The organism is Citrobacter sp. Ce006, assembly GCF_030336535.1.
In the GTDB taxonomy this organism is placed as follows: Bacteria; Pseudomonadota; Gammaproteobacteria; order Enterobacterales; family Enterobacteriaceae; genus Citrobacter; species Citrobacter europaeus.
This window is the reverse complement of the sequence record NZ_JAOWDO010000072.1, coordinates 417,907-436,019: the sequence shown is the minus strand read 5'-3', so window position 1 is coordinate 436,019 and position 18,113 is coordinate 417,907. Positions and strand designations below refer to the sequence as shown.

General features: G+C 54.0%; 14 protein-coding genes. 9 read left to right on the top strand and 5 right to left on the bottom strand.

Annotation, left to right across the window (positions count from 1 at the left end):
- Positions 1-70: 70 nt before the first annotated feature.
- From fepD to fepC, 3 genes are read left to right on the top strand one after another with little or no spacing between them, the layout of a single operon-like run.
- Positions 71-1,078 (top strand): Fe(3+)-siderophore ABC transporter permease, encoded by a 1,008-nt coding sequence (gene fepD / locus OGV94_RS16385; protein ID WP_043015534.1) that lies wholly within the window; start codon positions 71-73, stop codon positions 1,076-1,078.
- Complete coding sequence (gene fepG, locus OGV94_RS16380; RefSeq protein ID WP_075145016.1) at positions 1,075-2,067, top strand: iron-enterobactin ABC transporter permease; 993 nt, start codon at positions 1,075-1,077, stop codon at positions 2,065-2,067. Before fepD ends, fepG begins: the two co-directional genes overlap by 4 nt.
- Positions 2,064-2,867 (top strand): iron-enterobactin ABC transporter ATP-binding protein, encoded by an 804-nt coding sequence (gene fepC, locus OGV94_RS16375; RefSeq protein WP_075145017.1) that lies wholly within the window; start codon positions 2,064-2,066, stop codon positions 2,865-2,867. The genes fepG and fepC overlap by 4 nt, the downstream gene beginning before the upstream one ends.
- 33 nt (positions 2,868-2,900) lie before the next feature.
- Here the strand turns inward: fepC and entF are convergent, their stop codons facing one another.
- The 3 genes from entF to fes are packed head-to-tail and all read right to left on the bottom strand — an operon-like array spanning position 2,901 to position 8,254.
- Positions 2,901-6,791, bottom strand: coding sequence for an enterobactin non-ribosomal peptide synthetase EntF (gene entF, locus OGV94_RS16370; protein ID WP_213732216.1), 3,891 nt, complete (start codon positions 6,789-6,791; stop codon positions 2,901-2,903).
- Positions 6,788-7,006, bottom strand: a complete 219-nt coding sequence (locus tag OGV94_RS16365; RefSeq protein ID WP_047412796.1) for an MbtH family protein — start codon at positions 7,004-7,006, stop codon at positions 6,788-6,790. Before OGV94_RS16365 ends, entF begins: the two co-directional genes overlap by 4 nt.
- 30 nt (positions 7,007-7,036) lie before the next feature.
- Positions 7,037-8,254: an enterochelin esterase gene (gene fes, locus OGV94_RS16360; RefSeq protein WP_193144634.1), complete on the bottom strand. Its 1,218-nt coding sequence runs from the start codon at positions 8,252-8,254 to the stop codon at positions 7,037-7,039.
- A 253-nt stretch (positions 8,255-8,507) separates the two neighbouring features.
- Here fes and OGV94_RS16355 point away from each other — a divergent pair, with 253 nt between their 5' ends.
- Positions 8,508-10,781 carry a TonB-dependent siderophore receptor gene (locus OGV94_RS16355; protein ID WP_043015528.1) on the top strand — a complete coding sequence of 758 codons (2,274 nt, stop codon included), beginning with the start codon at positions 8,508-8,510 and terminating at the stop codon, positions 10,779-10,781.
- Between the two features lie 48 nt (positions 10,782-10,829).
- Entirely contained in the window at positions 10,830-11,453 is a 624-nt protein-coding gene (entD, locus tag OGV94_RS16350; RefSeq protein WP_286523787.1) for an enterobactin synthase subunit EntD, read from the top strand.
- Between the two features lie 3 nt (positions 11,454-11,456).
- On the opposite strand, the gene OGV94_RS16345 is transcribed toward entD, so the two are convergent.
- Complete coding sequence (locus tag OGV94_RS16345) at positions 11,457-12,392, bottom strand: transketolase family protein (RefSeq protein WP_008784049.1); 936 nt, start codon at positions 12,390-12,392, stop codon at positions 11,457-11,459.
- Positions 12,385-13,215, bottom strand: coding sequence for a transketolase (locus OGV94_RS16340; protein ID WP_003831177.1), 831 nt, complete (start codon positions 13,213-13,215; stop codon positions 12,385-12,387). Before OGV94_RS16340 ends, OGV94_RS16345 begins: the two co-directional genes overlap by 8 nt.
- Positions 13,216-13,576: 361 nt before the next feature.
- Here OGV94_RS16340 and OGV94_RS16335 point away from each other — a divergent pair, with 361 nt between their 5' ends.
- The 4 genes from OGV94_RS16335 (at position 13,577) to OGV94_RS16320 (ending at position 18,113) form a co-directional block, all read left to right on the top strand.
- Positions 13,577-14,527 carry a sugar-binding transcriptional regulator gene (locus OGV94_RS16335; protein ID WP_003831176.1) on the top strand — a complete coding sequence of 317 codons (951 nt, stop codon included), beginning with the start codon at positions 13,577-13,579 and terminating at the stop codon, positions 14,525-14,527.
- Positions 14,528-14,867: 340 nt separating this feature from the next.
- On the top strand, positions 14,868-16,388 hold the full coding sequence (locus OGV94_RS16330) for an FGGY family carbohydrate kinase (protein ID WP_047412805.1): 1,521 nt from the start codon (positions 14,868-14,870) through the stop codon (positions 16,386-16,388).
- A gap of 125 nt (positions 16,389-16,513) precedes the next feature.
- Positions 16,514-17,449, top strand: coding sequence for a D-ribose ABC transporter substrate-binding protein (locus tag OGV94_RS16325; protein ID WP_043015525.1), 936 nt, complete (start codon positions 16,514-16,516; stop codon positions 17,447-17,449).
- Between the two features lie 43 nt (positions 17,450-17,492).
- Positions 17,493-18,113, top strand: a complete 621-nt coding sequence (locus OGV94_RS16320; RefSeq protein WP_100194079.1) for a DUF2291 family protein — start codon at positions 17,493-17,495, stop codon at positions 18,111-18,113.

Sequence of the window (18,113 nt, the reverse complement as noted above, 5' to 3'; positions counted from 1 at the left end):
TGGCTGCACATGCTAACATATCCAAATAAGATCGATAACGATAATTACTATCATTATCAGGGAAGTTGATATGTCATGCTCTGTTTCCGCGACACGCGCCTTCGCCGTGCCCGGACTATTGTTATTACTTGTTCTCACCACGGTATTAAGTCTGGTTATTGGCGCCAAGTCGCTACCTGCCTCCGTGGTGCTGGATGCGCTCACAGGCAGTTGTCAAAGCGCTGATTGCACCATCGTGCTGGACGCGCGCCTGCCGCGCACGCTGGCGGGGCTGCTCGCGGGTGGCGCGCTGGGCCTGGCTGGCGCATTAATGCAAACGCTCACGCGTAACCCTCTCGCCGATCCCGGTATTCTGGGCGTCAACTCTGGCGCCAGCTTCGCTATTGTGCTGGGAGCCGCGCTGTTCGGCTTTTCCTCTGCGCAAGAGCAACTGCTGATGGCCTTTTGCGGTGCGCTGGCCGCATCACTGATCGTGGCATTTACCGGTAGCCAGGGCGGCGGACAGTTAAGCCCGGTACGTCTGACGCTGGCGGGCGTAGCGCTGGGCGCGGTGCTGGAAGGATTATCTACCGGCATCGCCCTGCTCAATCCGGACGTCTACGACCAGTTGCGTTTCTGGCAGGCCGGTTCACTGGATATCCGTAGCCTGCAAACGCTAAAGGTTGTTCTGGTACCGGTACTGATTGCTGCGGCTGTCGCGTTATTCCTCAGCCGGGCACTGAATAGTCTGAGCCTTGGCAGCGACACCGCTACCGCGCTTGGCAGTAAAGTCGCTCGCACGCAGTTTATTGGCCTGCTGGTGATTACCGTATTGTGCGGCAGTGCAACCGCGATTGTCGGCCCTATCGCTTTTATTGGCCTGATGATGCCGCATATGGCGCGCTGGTTGGTGGGGGCGGATCACCGCTGGTCACTGCCCGTAACCCTGCTGGCAACCCCTTCTCTGTTACTGATTGCCGATATCATCGGTCGCCTGATTGTCCCCGGTGAGCTGCGCGTTTCGGTAGTCAGCGCCTTCATCGGCGCGCCGGTGCTTATCTTTCTGGTACGGCGGAAACCGCGTGGAGGTGGCGCATGACGCATCTCCCTCGCCGCCTGATAATCAGCAGCCTGCTGCTGGTTGTAGGATGTCTCGCCGTTGGCTTGTGGAGCCTGCGTAGCGGCGTCGTTACGCTGGAAACCCAGCAAATTATTGCTGCCCTGCTCGGCGATGCGCCGCGTAGCATTACACTGGTGGTGACCGAATGGCGTTTGCCACGCGTGCTCATGGCGCTATTGATTGGCGCGGCGCTCGGCGTGAGCGGCGCAATATTTCAGTCGCTGATGCGCAACCCGCTGGGTAGCCCGGATGTGATGGGTTTCAATACCGGGGCCTGGAGCGGCGTGCTGGTGGCGATGGTACTGTTCGGACAGCATCTTACCGCTATCGCGCTGGCAGCCATGCTGGGTGGGGTCCTGACCTCTCTGGTAGTCTGGGCGCTCGCCTGGCGCAATGGTATCGACACCTTCCGGCTGATTATTATTGGTATCGGCATACGCGCTATGCTGGTCGCGTTCAACACCTGGCTATTGCTGAAAGCATCATTAGAAACCGCGCTGACGGCCGGGCTGTGGAACGCCGGTTCGCTCAATGGCCTGACCTGGGCCAAGACCTGGCCTTCTGCCCCACTGATTATCATCATGCTGGTGTGCGCCACACTGCTGGTACGCCGGATGCGTTTGCTGGAAATGGGTGATGACAGCGCCTGCGCGCTTGGCGTCAGTGTAGAACGTTCACGTCTGATGATGATGCTGGTAGCGGTTGTACTGACCGCTTCCGCCACCGCGCTGGCAGGTCCAATCTCGTTTATTGCCCTTGTCGCCCCGCATATCGCGCGGCGGATTAGCGGCACATCGCGCTGGGGATTAACCCTGTCGGCGTTGTGCGGCGCGTTGCTGCTGCTGATGGCTGATTTATGCGCCCAACAGCTCTTTATGCCTTATCAGCTTCCGGTGGGCGTTGTCACCGTAAGCCTCGGCGGTATTTATCTTATCGTCTTGTTAATTCAGGAGTCCCGCAAAAAATGATCGAATCAGTAGCCCGTTTGCGTGGCGACCAGTTAACGCTGGGTTATGGCAAGTTTACCGTGGCGGAAAACCTCAATGTGTCGATTCCCGACGGTCACTTCACCGCAATCATCGGGCCAAACGGCTGCGGGAAATCAACGCTACTGCGCACGCTGAGTCGTTTGATGACGCCCGCGCATGGCAAGGTCTGGCTCGACGGCGAGCATATTCAGCACTATGCCAGCAAAGAGGTTGCCCGCAGAATAGGTTTGCTGGCGCAAAACGCCACCACGCCGGGTGATATTACGGTACAGGAACTGGTTGCCCGCGGGCGCTACCCGCACCAGCCATTGTTTACCCGCTGGCGCAATGAAGATGAAATCGCGGTCTCCAACGCAATGCAGGCGACAGGTATCACACATCTTGCATCACAAAGTGTGGATACCCTTTCCGGTGGACAACGCCAGCGCGCATGGATTGCGATGGTGCTGGCGCAGGAAACGTCGATTATGCTGCTTGATGAACCCACCACCTGGCTGGATATCAGCCATCAGATTGATCTGCTGGAGCTGCTGAGTGAGCTCAATCGGGAGAAAGGTTATACGCTGGCCGCCGTTTTGCACGACCTCAATCAGGCCTGTCGCTATGCGACGCATCTGATTGCGCTGCGTGACGGAAAAATTATTGCCGAGGGTGCGCCAAAGGAGATAGTCACCGCGCAGCTTATTGAAAAAATCTACGGTCTGCGCTGTATGATTATCGACGATCCGGTTGCCGGAACGCCGTTAGTGGTGCCATTAGGACGTACGGCGAACAGGTAAACACCGCCACCTCCGCAGAGGTGGCGAGACCATTTACTGAATGTCTTTGAGCAGGTCACACATGACTGGCCCAATCTTCTCAAACGCCTCAGGGGTTATGATATCAACGTGCGCGCAGTCCTGACGATAGACATCCAGACTGGATATCCACGGCGACCAGCTGCGCTCCGGACTGACTCCCGGCACTAAGGTACGCTCAGCGACGAACAGCGTGGCGTGACCAGCAAACGGTACGCTGTGTGCCGTGGTGAGCAGGCGAACCGCATCGGCGTAGTTACCTTCGATTGCGTTAAATAAGGTCTCTGACGCATTACCCTGCTGCGCAGCCAGAAACGCTTCACGCTCGCGCGCGATCTCCGCCAGTACCGCTGGATCTAACCCATTGGCCTCTTTATCCTGCCAGTTTTGCGTTTCCGGCGGCCAGGTATCGAGCAGTCCCAGGAATGCAACTGTCTCTCCTCTGGCATGTAAGCGCGCGGCAATCCCCTGCGCCAGCGTGCCTCCCAGCGAGTAACCTAATAAATAGTAGGGACCATGAGGCTGCTGGCTGAGCAGCGTTGCCAAATGATGTTCACATACCGCATCAAGGTTCTCCGCCGTTTGCATAGGGCCATCCGGCCGTGGAGACTGAATGCCGGTAATCGACCATTGCGGGCTGAGGTAGCGCGACAGCACGCTAAACTGCCAGGCAAAACCCGACGCCGGATGGAAGCAAAACAGCGTTGGCCCGTGACTTTGGCGCAGCGGCAGCAGCGTCTCAAATCCCAGACGCTGCGACTGCTCATCATCATTGCTCTCCAGCAGTGCGCTCAGTTGTTCAACGGTAGAAGCCACCATTATCTGCCCAGGCGTCACCTGACGCTCAAAAGCCCGGCTCAACTGCGCTGCCAGCTTCATCGCCAGCAACGAATGACCACCAAGCGCAAAGAAGTCCGCCTCCACGTCATTCACCTCGCAACTCAGCAAAGCCGCAAAAGACTGTGCGATGGTAGTTTCAGTCCCTGTACGCGGCGCGCGCCCGGAAGTACGCGACGTCAACTGCGGCATCGGCAGCGCTTTACGATCCAGTTTACCGTTCGCGCTAAGCGGTAGCTCCGCCAGTTGCAACAATACCGTTGGCACCATATGCGCAGGCAGTTTTTCACGCAGACTGTCCCGCAATGCGGACGTATCCAGCGGTAACCCCGATTGCGACACCAGATACCCCACCAGTTGACGCGCATCGCCGCCTGTCGCCGCCGCCTGGTTGAATACGCAGGCATGGGCAACGGCATGCTCGACATCAGGCAACTGCTGCATCACCCGATCAATCTCACCAAGCTCAATGCGTTGTCCGCGAATTTTAAGCTGGTCATCGCTGCGCCCAAGGTATTCCACCGCGCCATTTTCCAGCCAGCGCGCCACATCCCCGGTACGGTACATGCGTTCGCCGGCGTTAAACGGATCGGCGATAAAGCGGCTTGCGGTCAGATCCGCTCGCCCCAGGTATCCTTGCGCCAGTTGGATCCCCGTCAGATACAGGTCACCCGCCACGCCGAAAGGCACCGGGCGCATCATGGCATCCAGGATGCGTAAACCTGTATTCCATACCGGATAACCAATCGGCACGCTGTTGCCGGTTACGGCGGCAAGTTCATCCCCACAGGCCGGATACCAGCTCACATCGACCGCCGCTTCCGTTGGCCCGTATAAATTGTGCAGTGGCGCACGAGTCAACTGCTCCCACTCGCGACATAAATCTGCAGGCAAGGCTTCACCGCTGCAGAATACCCGTTTCAGCGAGGCGCAACTCTCCCGCGCGGTTTCCGGCGTCAGTGAAGCGACAAAAGCGGCCAGCATCGAAGGAACGAAGTGCGTGGTCGTCACCCCGTATTGGGCAAAGAATTGCTGCATCGCCAGCGGATCGCGGTGCGCCTCAGGTTCCGCCATTACCAGTTTTGCCCCGGCAATAAACGGCCAGAAAAACTCCCATACCGAGACGTCAAAACTGCATGGCGTTTTTTGCGCCACCACATCATCTGCGGCCAGCGGGTAGTGATTTTGCATCCACAGCAAACGGTTAACGATGGCGGTTTGCCCAACCATTACCCCTTTTGGTCTGCCGGTAGAACCGGAAGTAAAAATGATATAGGCCGTATGATTGGGTTGAGATAGCGCCAGCGGAGCTGCATCTTCTGCTGGCAGCGGCGCGTTGTAGCACAGACTTTCCAGCGCCGGAATATCGCTAAAGCGCGCCAGTTGCTCTTCGGTCGCGATCAGCAATTTCGGTTTTGCGTCTTCGAGCATCATCCGCAGGCGATCGTCCGGGTATCCGGTATCCAATGGCAGCCAGGCGGCTCCCGCCTCAACAATGCCGTGCAATGCCAGCGTCAGGAACACGGAACGCGGTAATGCCACGGCTACGCTGTCGCCAGGGCGGACGCCACGCTCGCGCAGAAGCTGCGCCAGCGCCACGACCTGCTGGCGCATTTCGCGATAGCTAAACTGATAACGGGCATCGGCCAGCGCCGGGGCATCCGGCGTTTTATCAGCCTGCTGCGCCACCAGCGCGCTCAGCGTAGTGGACGGGATCTCCACGGTGGTGTCGTTAATCTTCGCCAGCCGCTCATGTTCTGTTGGCAACAGCATCCCGGCGTCGCCGCAGCATAGCGCCGGATTGTCGGCAAACTGCTCGATAAGCCCGATTAAACGTGATGCATGCTGCGCCAGCGTCTCGGCTTCATAACGTTGTTTATTGGCCAGGATTTCAATACTCAGACCGCCGTTTTCATCCGGGAACAGCGCCAGCTCAAGATCGTTCACCGGCCCCGTCGCCAGCGTATGAGTTCGCGCCTGCACGCCGGGAATATTGAGCTGATAGTCGAATATTTTCACGTTCAGCACCGGGCCAAACAGCGGTTCAGCACCGGCTGCGCGCCCGCTGTCGCGAACAATTTGCTCGGCATCATAACGCTGATGTCGGCGCATTTTCTTTAACTGTCCGGCCAGTCGTTGTGCAAGCGCAGGCAAGCTTTCTGCCGCATCCAGTTGCACACCAAATGGCAAAACGTTTAAAACGGGTCCGCTGGACGTCAGCGCCGCCGACCCCATGCGCCGCATAAAGATAAACCCGGCAGCATAATCCATTCGGCTGCACAAACGTCCCAGCCACAACGCCACCAGCGCGAGGGCCAGATCCGCACGCTGAACATCAGGCATACGTGCCGCAAGTCGGCGAAACTCCCCTTCAGGCGCGGTTAACTTCAGACGAATGATATCCGCGCTGGCTGAGCGCCCCGGCAGTGGTTTATCCGATAGCGATGCTGGAGGTGGGAGTTGCTTTCGTTGCTCGCTCCAGAAGGTGCCGTCGCGTTGCCAGGCATCGCTTTGACGATACTGTTGATACTCTTCCACCACCTCGGCAAATGGCGTAAAAGGTGATTCTGGCGTGGACTCGCCATGCAGCCATGCGCGGTAAATCGCGGCTATCTGGCGGGTAATGGCCGGGAAACTGAAGCCATCAACCAGCAGATGATGGTAACGCTGATACCAATACCAACGCTTGTCTCCCACCTGAATGAGCAGGTGAAAAACCAGCGGTTTGCCACTATCAGCACGTATGTCCTGCTGCAGGTCTGCCTGCATCAACGCTCGTGCCGCCTCATGGGGATTGGATTTTTCACGCAAGTCAATAACGTCGGGTTGCGCAAAGGCGAGCGCAGGGTCTACCCATTGCCAGACCTCGCCGTTATCTTCGCTAAACCGCATCCGTAGGGTATCTGCCTGCTCCAGACCCGCCACAACCGCTTTTGCCAGTAACGGCGCGTCCAGTTCGCCGGTTAATTCTACGTAGTGCGCCACGCTCCATGCCGAGGGCAATGTGGAGAGTTTTTCCGCCATCCAGATCCCCGGCTGAGCCGCGACTAATGGTAAACGCTGAGTCATGGAGCCTCCTGCACATCGACGTAATTTGCTGGCGTCAGCGTGGTCCAGTTTGCATCCAGCCATTGCTGGCAGGCTTCCTGGGATTGGGGTTCGCACGCGACCGTCCAACCAGCAGGAAGTGAGCATTGTCGCGGCCAAAGGCTAAACTGACGTTGGGGATTTTGCAGAATGTAAAACTGGCCCTGCGGATTATCGAAGGGGTTACTGAATTCCATACTCAACTCCTGTCGTGGAACGTCGTCCGGTTAAATCGTGTCAGTAAGCGGTTGCCAGAGCGTTATCAGCCCTTGCATCAAACCGCCGCGCCAGCAAAGCGCATCGTGTCCGCCATCAACCTGACGCCAGAAAATAGACTGTGGTGCAGAGGGTAACTGGGCATATAGCGCCTGATTAGCGCGAAAAATAATGGGCTCGCGGATCCCGGCTTCCAGGACAATACGCAGCCCCTGAGCACTGACCTTCCCGCTCTTCAGTTGCTCAACGATCGTCCCATCCTGATAACCACCGCGATGCGGCCACCAGTAAGAGCCCGACTGGCTGAGTACGCAGCCAAAGCGCGCGGGCCAGTTTAGCCCGGCATACAGCGATGACAATCCGCCAAAACTTTGTCCGGCGACCACCGTGCGCTGCGGGTCATCACTGAACGCGGTTGTCGTCTTCACCAGCGGCAACAGCTCCTCTTGTACCGCCAACCAAAAATCCGCGTTACACGGCAGTTCGCGGCTACGGTGAGCCGTGTCGATGGCATCAATCAGGAGATAAACGGCAGGAGGAAGGTGCCCACGATGCGTAAGTGAAGTTAGCGCAGGCCAGACCGGCATACTCTGCGCCCAAAACTGTCCGTCCAGCAGGATAGCCAACGGACGCGTTTCGGGTTGAGCATCACCGGTGGTAAACACCCATACGCGACGCGTATTGCCGAGCCTGGCGCTACGCCATTGCAGACACACTGCGGGTGAATCGGGGTTTTCAGGTCGATCCCATCCTGGCTGTACGGGTGCCTCCGGCATTTCCAGCGCAGACACCGCGTGGCCACGACCGCCCTGCCAGCTCTGCGAATTAAGGGGGTCAGCAATAGCCTGCGGCAGTAATTGCCGCCAGCCTTCACGCAGCGCGGTTCGGTCAGGGGTGTCGCCCAGCGCCTGCGGTGCAAAAATATCGTTGCGCGCTGTTGGGATAAAACAGTAACTGCCACGCCAGTTGGCGCTGAGGGAAACACTCCAGCACCAAATATTCGTTCCATCAATGCGTCGCATCGACTGAGGGGTAGCATTTTGATGGTGGTCGGTGACGCCGGTGATATAAACCCAAACGTGATGAATGGCTGACTCTTTCTCCGTTCCCTGCGGGTCACGCCACCAGAAGGTTACCCGATAATTTCCGTTGTCTTCACGCTCCCACTCCGGGCCTTTTTTTGACTGCCACCACGCCTCGCTTCCCATCTTTAACGTCGTCACCGCCATAACCCCATGTTTATCGTGAAATTTTATGATCTAGCGTGAAATATATTGATAATATTATTGATAACTATTTGCATTTGCAATAGCGTATTGTCGCGCTGTGGGAAGCGCGCACAGTTTTTCACCACTTATAAACCGACCTGGCGCTGCGTACTTTTTCTGGAATGGAGAGTTTACGCGGATGCGGGCGACATCAGGCCAAATGCCGCAACACGGCACATTGGAACTCGTGGCTAAAAGAACAGCAGGACATACAATGAACAACAAGATTCATTCACTGGCCTTATTGGTCAATTTAGGGATTTACGGGGTAGCCCTGCCAGCAATGGCAGAAGATCAAACCGATAGCGCCGCAGTCTCTCATGAAGACACCATCGTCGTTACCGCTGCCCAGCAGAACCTGCAGGCGCCGGGCGTTTCAACCATTACCGCTGATGAGATTCGTAAGAATCCTCCCGCTCGCGATGTGTCGGAAATCATCCGTACCATGCCAGGCGTTAACCTGACCGGTAACTCAACCAGCGGACAGCGCGGCAACAACCGTCAGATCGATATCCGCGGCATGGGGCCAGAAAACACCCTGATTCTGATCGACGGAAAACCGGTTACCAGCCGTAACTCCGTACGCCAGGGCTGGCGCGGCGAGCGTGATACCCGCGGCGATACCGCCTGGGTCCCACCGGAAATGATCGAACGTATTGAAGTGCTGCGCGGTCCTGCCGCGGCACGCTATGGCAACGGTGCGGCTGGCGGCGTGGTGAATATCATCACCAAAAAAGGCAGCAATGAATGGCACGGCTCCTGGGATACCTATTTCAACGCCCCGGAACACAAAGATGAAGGTTCGACCAAGCGGACCAACTTTAGCCTGAATGGCCCATTGGGCGGGGATTTCAGCTTCCGTCTGTACGGTAATCTCGATAAAACTCAGGCCGACGCGTGGGACATCAACCAGGGCCATCAGTCTGAACGTACCGGCACCTACTCCAACACCTTACCCGCCGGTCGTGAAGGGGTAATCAACAAAGACATTAACGGCGTGGTTCGCTGGGATTTCGCCCCGCTCCAGTCACTGGAACTGGAAGCCGGCTATAGCCGTCAGGGCAACCTGTATGCGGGTGACACCCAAAACACCAACACCAACCAACTGGTGAAAGATAACTACGGGAAAGAGACCAACCGTCTTTACCGCCAGAACTACTCTCTGACCTGGAACGGCGGCTGGGATAACGGCGTCACCACCAGCAACTGGGTGCAGTACGAACACACGCGTAACTCCCGTACACCGGAAGGCCTGGCAGGTGGTACTGAAGGGATTTTCGACCCGAATGCGTCACAAAAATATCTCGACGCCGACCTGAGTGACGTCATGCTGCACAGTGAGGTCAGCATTCCGTTAGATCTGCTGGTTAACCAAAATCTGACGCTTGGTACCGAATGGAACCAGCAGCGCATGAAAGACATGTTATCTAATTCACAGACCTTTATGGGCGGTGATATTCCAGGGGCCAGCAGCACTAACCGTAGCCCGTACTCAGATGCAGAAATTTTCTCTCTGTTTGCTGAAAATAACATGGAGCTGACCGACAGCACGATGCTGACGCCAGGTCTGCGTTTCGACCATCACAGCATCGTCGGCGACAACTGGAGTCCGTCCCTGAACCTGTCCCAGGGTCTGGGTGACGACTTTACGCTGAAAATGGGCATCGCGCGCGCCTACAAGGCGCCAAGCTTGTATCAGCTCAACCCGAACTACATTCTGTACAGCAAGGGGCAGGGTTGCTACGCCACCGGTTCCGCGACCGGTATTGGTTGCTACATGATGGGTAACGACGATCTGAAGGCCGAAACCAGTATCAACAAAGAGATTGGTCTTGAGTTCAAGCGCGACGGCTGGCTGGCTGGGGTAACCTGGTTCCGCAACGATTATCGCAACAAAATTGAAGCAGGTACGGTACCGTTCGACAGAACGTCTATCACCAACAAAGGGAAGACGACTTACACCGATATCTACCAGTGGGAAAACATTCCTAAAGCGGTGGTTGAGGGTCTGGAAGGTACGTTGAACGTGCCGGTTAGCGAAACCGTTAACTGGACCAACAACATCACTTACATGCTGCAAAGTAAGAATAAAGAGACCGGCGAACGCCTGTCGATTATTCCTGAGTACACGCTGAACTCGACTCTGAGCTGGCAGGCACGCGAAGATTTGTCGCTGCAGTCCACCTTCACCTGGTACGGCAAACAGCAGCCGAAGAAGTACGATTACCAGGGTAAACCGGTAACCGGTAGTTCGGCGAGTGAAGTCAGCCCGTACAGCATCGTCGGCCTGAGCGCGACCTGGGATGTGACGAAAAACGTCAGCCTGACCGGCGGCGTGGATAACGTCTTCGACAAACGTCTGTGGCGTGAAGGTAATGCCCAGACCACGGGCGATATTGTAACCGGGAACTATATGGCGGGCGCTGGCGCATACACCTATAACGAACCGGGCCGGACGTGGTTCATGAGCGTTAACACGCACTTCTGATAACGTTTTCCCTCTCCTCGCTGCGGGGAGAGGGAAATTATAACTATCATGCACACCACGCACACACCGCTCACTTTCGCAGACCACACGCTGAACATTGTCGAGTTCGATCCCGCCAGCTTCCATGAGCACGACCTGCTCTGGCTCCCCCACCACACTCAGCTTCAGTCCTGTGGACGTAAGCGTAAAGCTGAGCACTTAGCTGGGCGTATTGCCGCAGTACACGCGCTGCGTGAGTTTGGTCACAAAACCGTACCCGGCATCGGCGCGCAACGCCAACCGTTGTGGCCGCAAAATCTGTTTGGCAGCATCAGTCATAGCGGAACAATCGCCCTGGCCGCGGTATCAACGCATCCCGTCGGGCTGGATATAGAAACTATTTTTACGCAGCAAATGGCGAACGAACTGGTAAGTAGTATTGTCACCAATACAGAAAAAGCGTGGTTGGCTAATAGCGGTCTGTCTGTGGAGCAGGCTCTCACGCTGGCATTTTCCGCCAAAGAAAGTGCCTTTAAAGCAACCCAGGCGTCACAACAATCAGTCGCCGAATTTACGCAGTATCAAATCGTTGAGTTGCAACACAACCAAATGATACTACGTGCTCACAGCCAGGCGTATCGCGTGCAATGGCGGTTCTCGGGTAATGATGTAATCACACTGGCAACAGTGTGAACGTCACAGCAGTTCTCGCGCCTGAGCAGCGATAGCTGCGGCGTCAAAACCATGATGCTGACGTAGCCAGCCACGATCCGCTGCCGCTGCATACTCTCCATCCGGAATGCCTAAACGCTTTAACACCGCTCCGACTCCGCCCTCAGCCAGCACTTCTGCCACCAGGCTTCCCAACCCACCATTAATGTTGTGCTCTTCTACGGTAATCACCGCTTTGCTGCCCTGTAGTGCTGACAACAGGGCTTTGGTATCACATGGTCGAATTGAAGGTACACTGACCACCTTCGCCTGAATACCGGCATCAGCCAACAGCGCAGCGGCATCAACAATTTCATGAACTGTCGAGCCCGTTGCCACCAGCGCCACATGCTCCCCTTCACGCAGCGTCAACACCGCCCCCGGAACAAAACGGTAACTCTCGTCATGAAGTTCCGGCAGTGCTTTTCCATCAAGACGAATATATACCGGTCCCTGATAGCCAATCGCATAATCGATAATCTGTCGGCACTCTCGTGGCGAAGATGGGGCGAAAATCTGGATATTGCCGAAGCCTCGCATAATGGCAATATCATCGATCGAATGGTGAGTGCTCGCCAGCGGACCATAGCTGGCACCGGCATTAAGACCGAATAGCTTCACATTGGTATTGTTGTAGCAAACATCGACTTTAATTTGCTCATTGGCACGGGAGATAAGAAATGGCGCAGCGTTACAGGTGACGGCGACCTTACCGCCAAGTGCAAGTCCTGCCGCCGTTCCAACCATGCTTTGTTCGGCAATACCTACGTTGACCAGGCGACCGGGAAACTGCTTTATAAAAGGAGCAATTTTCGCGGTTGATGTCGAGTCCGCTACGACCGGCACCAGGTCAACACCCTGTTCCACTGCATCAATGAACGCCTGAACCATGACGTTCGCGAGGTGTTCTGCATTACTCATCTTTTAACTCCTCCAGAGCCAGTTCGATCTCTTCACCTTTTGGCACCCGATGGTGCCATTCAGGGCGCCCCTGGATAAACGATATACCCGCGCCTTTCGTGGTATTGGCAATGATGACGTTAGGTTTGCCATCCTGCTTAAGTCCTTCCAGCGTGGCGACAACCGACGCCATATCATTCCCCTGACACTCAGTCACCGTCATACCAAATGCCTGCCATTTTGCGGCAAGCGGATCGGTATTCATGATTTCGCGAGTCGGTCCGGCTAATTGAAGATTGTTCTTGTCATTAATAATGATCAGGTTATCGAGGCCATAATGAGCAGCAGCCAGCGCCGCTTCCCAGTTACTTCCTTCGGCCAGTTCGCCATCGCCTGTGATTAAAAAGATGCGGCGTGAACTGTTACTTTTCTTCGCAGCCAGAGCCAGTCCCACCGCAACAGGTAAACCGTGGCCCAGAGCACCGGTATTCAGTTCAATACCCGGCGTTTTCTGGCGCACCGGGTGTCCGGGAAGATGGGAATTGGCATGTTGATAGGTTTCCAGCCAGTCAACGGGAAAAAAACCCGCCTCCGCCAGAACGCAGTAGTAACAGCCTACCGCGTGACCTTTAGACTGGATGTAGATATCCCGAGCCTCATCAGCGATACGCTCCGGAGCGACATTGAGTATACGAAAATAGAGTGCCGTCAACAGCTCAACTTGAGACAAGTCCGCACCAGTATGCCCACCCGCAGGGCTGTTAGCATTTAATCTAACGATGTGACGGCGAACCGCCCGCGCTTTGCGCTCAAGAGTCTGGATATCATAGTTCCAGGGATTCATTTAGCACCTCTGAATTTATTTTCAATATGGAATATTTATTCCGCGTGGGACTAAAAAAACCAGAATTTCCCATACGTCACATCTTCAGGCTTACGCCGTTGTATCATACTCAGGAACATTCTGCCTCCTTACCGCGACCACACTGACGCTGGTAATAATAAGTTGACCTGTAACCACCATGAATATATATTCACAAATGATTCTTTATTCAATTATGCAACCTAATTTTCGTATTTGTCCATAGCTGTTTTGGAGGATTGGTTAAAGTTAGAGCTTTATCACACTTACCTGTCTTCAATTTTCGCGTATGATAAAACGCATTAAGATAATGGCGGTACGTAAATGATTTTCGAGGAAATATATGGCTAAGCAGGACGAACAACGGCTATTGGTTAAAATCGCTACCCTTTACTATCTTGAAGGACGCAAACAGTCCGATATTGCTCAACTTCTCTCGCTTTCTCAGTCGTTTATCTCCCGCGCCATCACCCGCTGTCAGAAAGAAGGGGTGGTGAAAATCAGCGTTGTCCAGCCCTCAAATATCTTCCTGAATCTTGAAAAAGGGATCGAGGAACGTTACGGCATTAAGCAGGCCATTGTGGTCGATACCGAAGAGGATGCCAGCGACCACACCATCAAACGCGCCATTGGTTCTGCCGCAGCCCACTATCTGGAAACCCGACTGCGCCCCAAAGATCTGGTGGGCGTTTCCTCATGGAGTTCGACGATCCGAGCGATGGTGGATGAAGTCCATACGCAGAACCTGAAAGCCGGCGGCGTAATTCAATTGTTGGGCGGCGTGGGTCCTAACGGCAACGTACAGGCCACAATTCTGACGCAGACGCTGGCACAACATCTGAATTGTGAAGCCTGGCTGCTGCCTTCGCAGAGTATCGAAGGCTCGGTTGAAGAGAAAAATCGTCTCGTTGCCAGCAAAGATGTCGCCGATGTGATTTCACGCTTTGATAACGTAGACATCGCCATTGTTGGCGTCGGGATCCTCGAACCGTCCCAATTGCTGAAAACATCAGGCAACTACTACCACGAAGATATGTTGCAGGTACTGGCTGATCGCGGCGCGGTCGGAGACATTTGCCTGCATTACTACGACAACAAGGGCCAGCCGGTATTGCAAGATGACGAAGATCCCGTAATTGGCATGGCCCTGGACAAGGTAAAAAAATGCCCGAATGTCGTGGCCCTTGCTGGCGGTACAGACAAAGTCGCGGCAATTAAAGGGGCGTTGAACGGAGGTTATATCGACGTGCTTATTACCGACTATCCTACCGCCCGGATGCTGGTCACCTCCTGATCCTCGATTCGCTGATAGCCTTTGCACGAAAGATAAAAAGCAAAGGCTGTGACTAAAATCTATATATTTCAATGAACTGAAAGGTTTCACCTCGCCTTAATTTATTCTTCTTTCTGTTATTATCCCGTCTATGTAAGTGTGATTCTCAGCACAATTGATGATTTTTTCTGTAGCCCAACGGAAAGATTGTAGCTAAGGTATTAAATAAATAATCAACACCGAATATATATTCAATAATTAAAAAAACGATGTCACAGCCAGGCCTGATGTAGTAATGACGCGACAATGAGGGGGGCTTTATCCTCCAAACCGGGACGCAATGTGACTCAGGAGATAATCTATGTGTGCAGCGAAGAAAGAGTTCATTATTGCGCTGGATGAAGGCACAACTAACGCCAAAGCAGTCGCGCTTGATGCACAGGGCAATGTGGTCGCAAAGTTTTCTCAGCCACTGGCGATTCAGACCCCTCGGGATGGCTGGGTTGAACAATCTGGCGAGGTGTTGATTGATGCTTCTATTGGCGTCATTGCCAAAGCTGTGAATCATGTTGGTGCTGAAAACGTCGCGGCACTGGCTATTAGTAATCAGCGTGAAACCGCCATAGGCTGGTATCGTCAGACTGGCAGACCGCTAAATTCCGCAATCACCTGGCAATGTACGCGCAGCGCGGCTTACTGCGAGGAGCTGCGGCATGAAAATAAAGAACAGCTGATAAAATCAACCACTGGTCTGCCAATCGCTCCCCTTTTTTCCGCATCAAAAATGCGCTGGCTACTGGAATCCGTGACCGATGGGCCACAGCTGGCTGCGCAGGGACAAATTTGCCTGGGAACGATCGACAGTTGGTTGCTTTGGAATTTAACCGCTGGTGAAGCCTTCTGCTGTGACTATTCCAACGCCGCCCGCACACAGTTGCTAAACCTGCACTCTGGGGAGTGGGATGAAGCCATGCTGGCACTCTTCCACATTCCACGCGCCGCCTTACCGGAAATAAAACCCTCCAGTGGATTATTTGGTCATACACGTGGACTGAATGGCATTCCAGACGGCATTCCTGTGATGTCGATGGTGGGTGACTCACATGCCGCTCTGTTTGGCCATGCTCTTGGCGAAATGGGATGCGTTAAAGCAACTTACGGTACCGGGTCATCGGTGATGGCGCCGGTCAAATCAGCCCAATGTGATATTGACGCACTGGCTACCACCATTGCCTGGCACGATGGAAACAGCATCATATACGGACTGGAAGGCAATATCCCACACACGGGTGATGCGGTGGCATGGATGGCAGACAGTACGGGTCTGAGCGAACTTTCGGATGCCGAACTGACCTACGAACTCAACACCCTTCCCGCCTCCGTTGATTCAACCCTCGGCGTTTATTTTGTGCCAGCACTGACCGGGCTTGGCGCGCCATGGTGGGATGACAGTGCCCGTGGAGTCATCTGCGGACTCAGCCGGGGAGTTAAACGAGCACATCTCATTCGTGCCGCACTTGAGTCGATTACCTATCAAATCGCCGATGTTGTAGTTGCCATGCAGCAGCACGATGATTTCAAGTTAACTGCATTAATGGTTGACGGTGGCCCCACTAAAAACGACTGGCTAATGCAATACCAGGCAGACTTGCTTGGTTATCCGGTTATGCGTAGCGATGTGCCAGAACTTTCCGCCATTGGCGCGGCATTACTGGCGCGTAAAGCGCTTTACCCTGGCTCACTGACTGATTTAAAAGCTTTTTTAACCGTACATAGCACATTTCAACCCGACATGGATCGCCATCATCGGTTGCAAAAAAGATGGCAGGAATGGCGCCATGCGGTAAACAGAACATTATGGAAACCGGCCTCGTCCGCCTGACGCCTCACCAGGGAAAAAGCGCGACGTTATTTACCACATATACAGGAGGATACCGGACCATAAAAAATTCAAGCTTTACGTTGTTTCACCGTACCCGACAATAACAACACAGAGAGAACATTGTCATGAAATTACGTTTAACGCTGTTAACTGCTGCAACCCTGACTGCTTTGTCTTTTACTGCTCATGCAGCGGAAAAAGGGACAATCATGATTATGGTGAATTCACTGGATAATCCTTATTACGCCTCAGAAGCAAAAGGTGCCAGTGAAAAAGCCCAGGAACTGGGCTACAAAACCACAATTTTGTCGCACAGTGAAGATGTGAAAAAACAGAATGAATTGATTGATACGGCAATCGGCAAAAAAGTCCAGGGTATCGTTCTGGATAATGCAGATTCAACGGCCAGCGTCGCGGCAATTGAAAAAGCGAAAAAAGCTGGAATTCCCGTCATATTAATCAACCGTGAAATTCCCGTTGATGATGTTGCACTGGTGCAAATTACCCACAATAACTTCCAGGCTGGTTCCGAAGTTGCAAATATTTTCGTCGAGAAGATGGGCGAAAAAGGTAAATATGCTGAACTGACGTGTAACCTTGCCGATAATAATTGTGTTACGCGCTCCAAATCCTTCCACCAGGTTATCGATCAGTTCCCGGATATGGTTAGTGTTGCCAGACAGGATGCCAAAGGTACGCTTATCGACGGTAAACGTATTATGGACAGCATCCTACAAGCTCACCCGGACGTGAAAGGTATTATCTGCGGTAACGGTCCAGTAGCACTGGGCGCTATTGCTGCATTAAAAGCGGCGAACCGCAGCGACGTGGTCGTGGTCGGTATCGACGGCAGCAACGACGAACGTGATGCGGTGAAGGCTGGCACTCTACAGGCAACCGTCATGCTCCAGGCACAGGCTATCGCAGCACAAGGGGTTACCGATCTGGATAACTACCTGCAAAAAGGCATAAAACCAGAAAAACAACGCGTCATGTTCCGCGGAATTCTTATCACTAAAGAAAACGCAGATAAAGTACAGGATTTCAATATCAAGTCCTGATCCCGGGTTGTTGCGCCTCTCAGGAGGCGCAGAGGAGAATATTATGTCTAAAAAAGCCTGGCTTGTGCTGGTCGTGTTGACCGTGGGAGGATGCCGCATCGTCTCGCAGCAGGAACTTGCGGACCTCAAGTCGCCACCGAATCCACACATGGCCAATATAGATCAAACGTGGCAAAACAAAATTGTCCCGCAAATTGTCGGGCAGGCTCGTCCGGTGGCTGATTTACTGATAGCCTTGCAAGCTGAAAAAGATTTTGATAGCGCCTGTAAAAACCTCGGCTATCGTTCCCAGGAAGAGAATCCCTGCATCTTTTACGTTAAAGTTGAGGGAAAAATTAGCACTCTGGATACCGCCTCTCGCAATGGGAAAATGACTATCGCCGATAAAAGCGGCAACAACATTATTGTACAGATTGGTCCGACGCTACGCGGCACACAATTACGCGATGCCTTTAAAGGCGCAAGTTATAGTGATTTCAATGACCAGGTATTATTTGGTGAATATGGTCGGGGAATTAACGAACAAGCAATAAAGATGATCCAATCTGCGCAGCTTAAAACCGGCGAGTCAGTACACGTTTATGGTGTTTTTTCTGAGTGGGAGATTCCAGGATCCATCCCGGATATTACACCAGCGAAAATTGAATCTGTAGGAGGACAATAA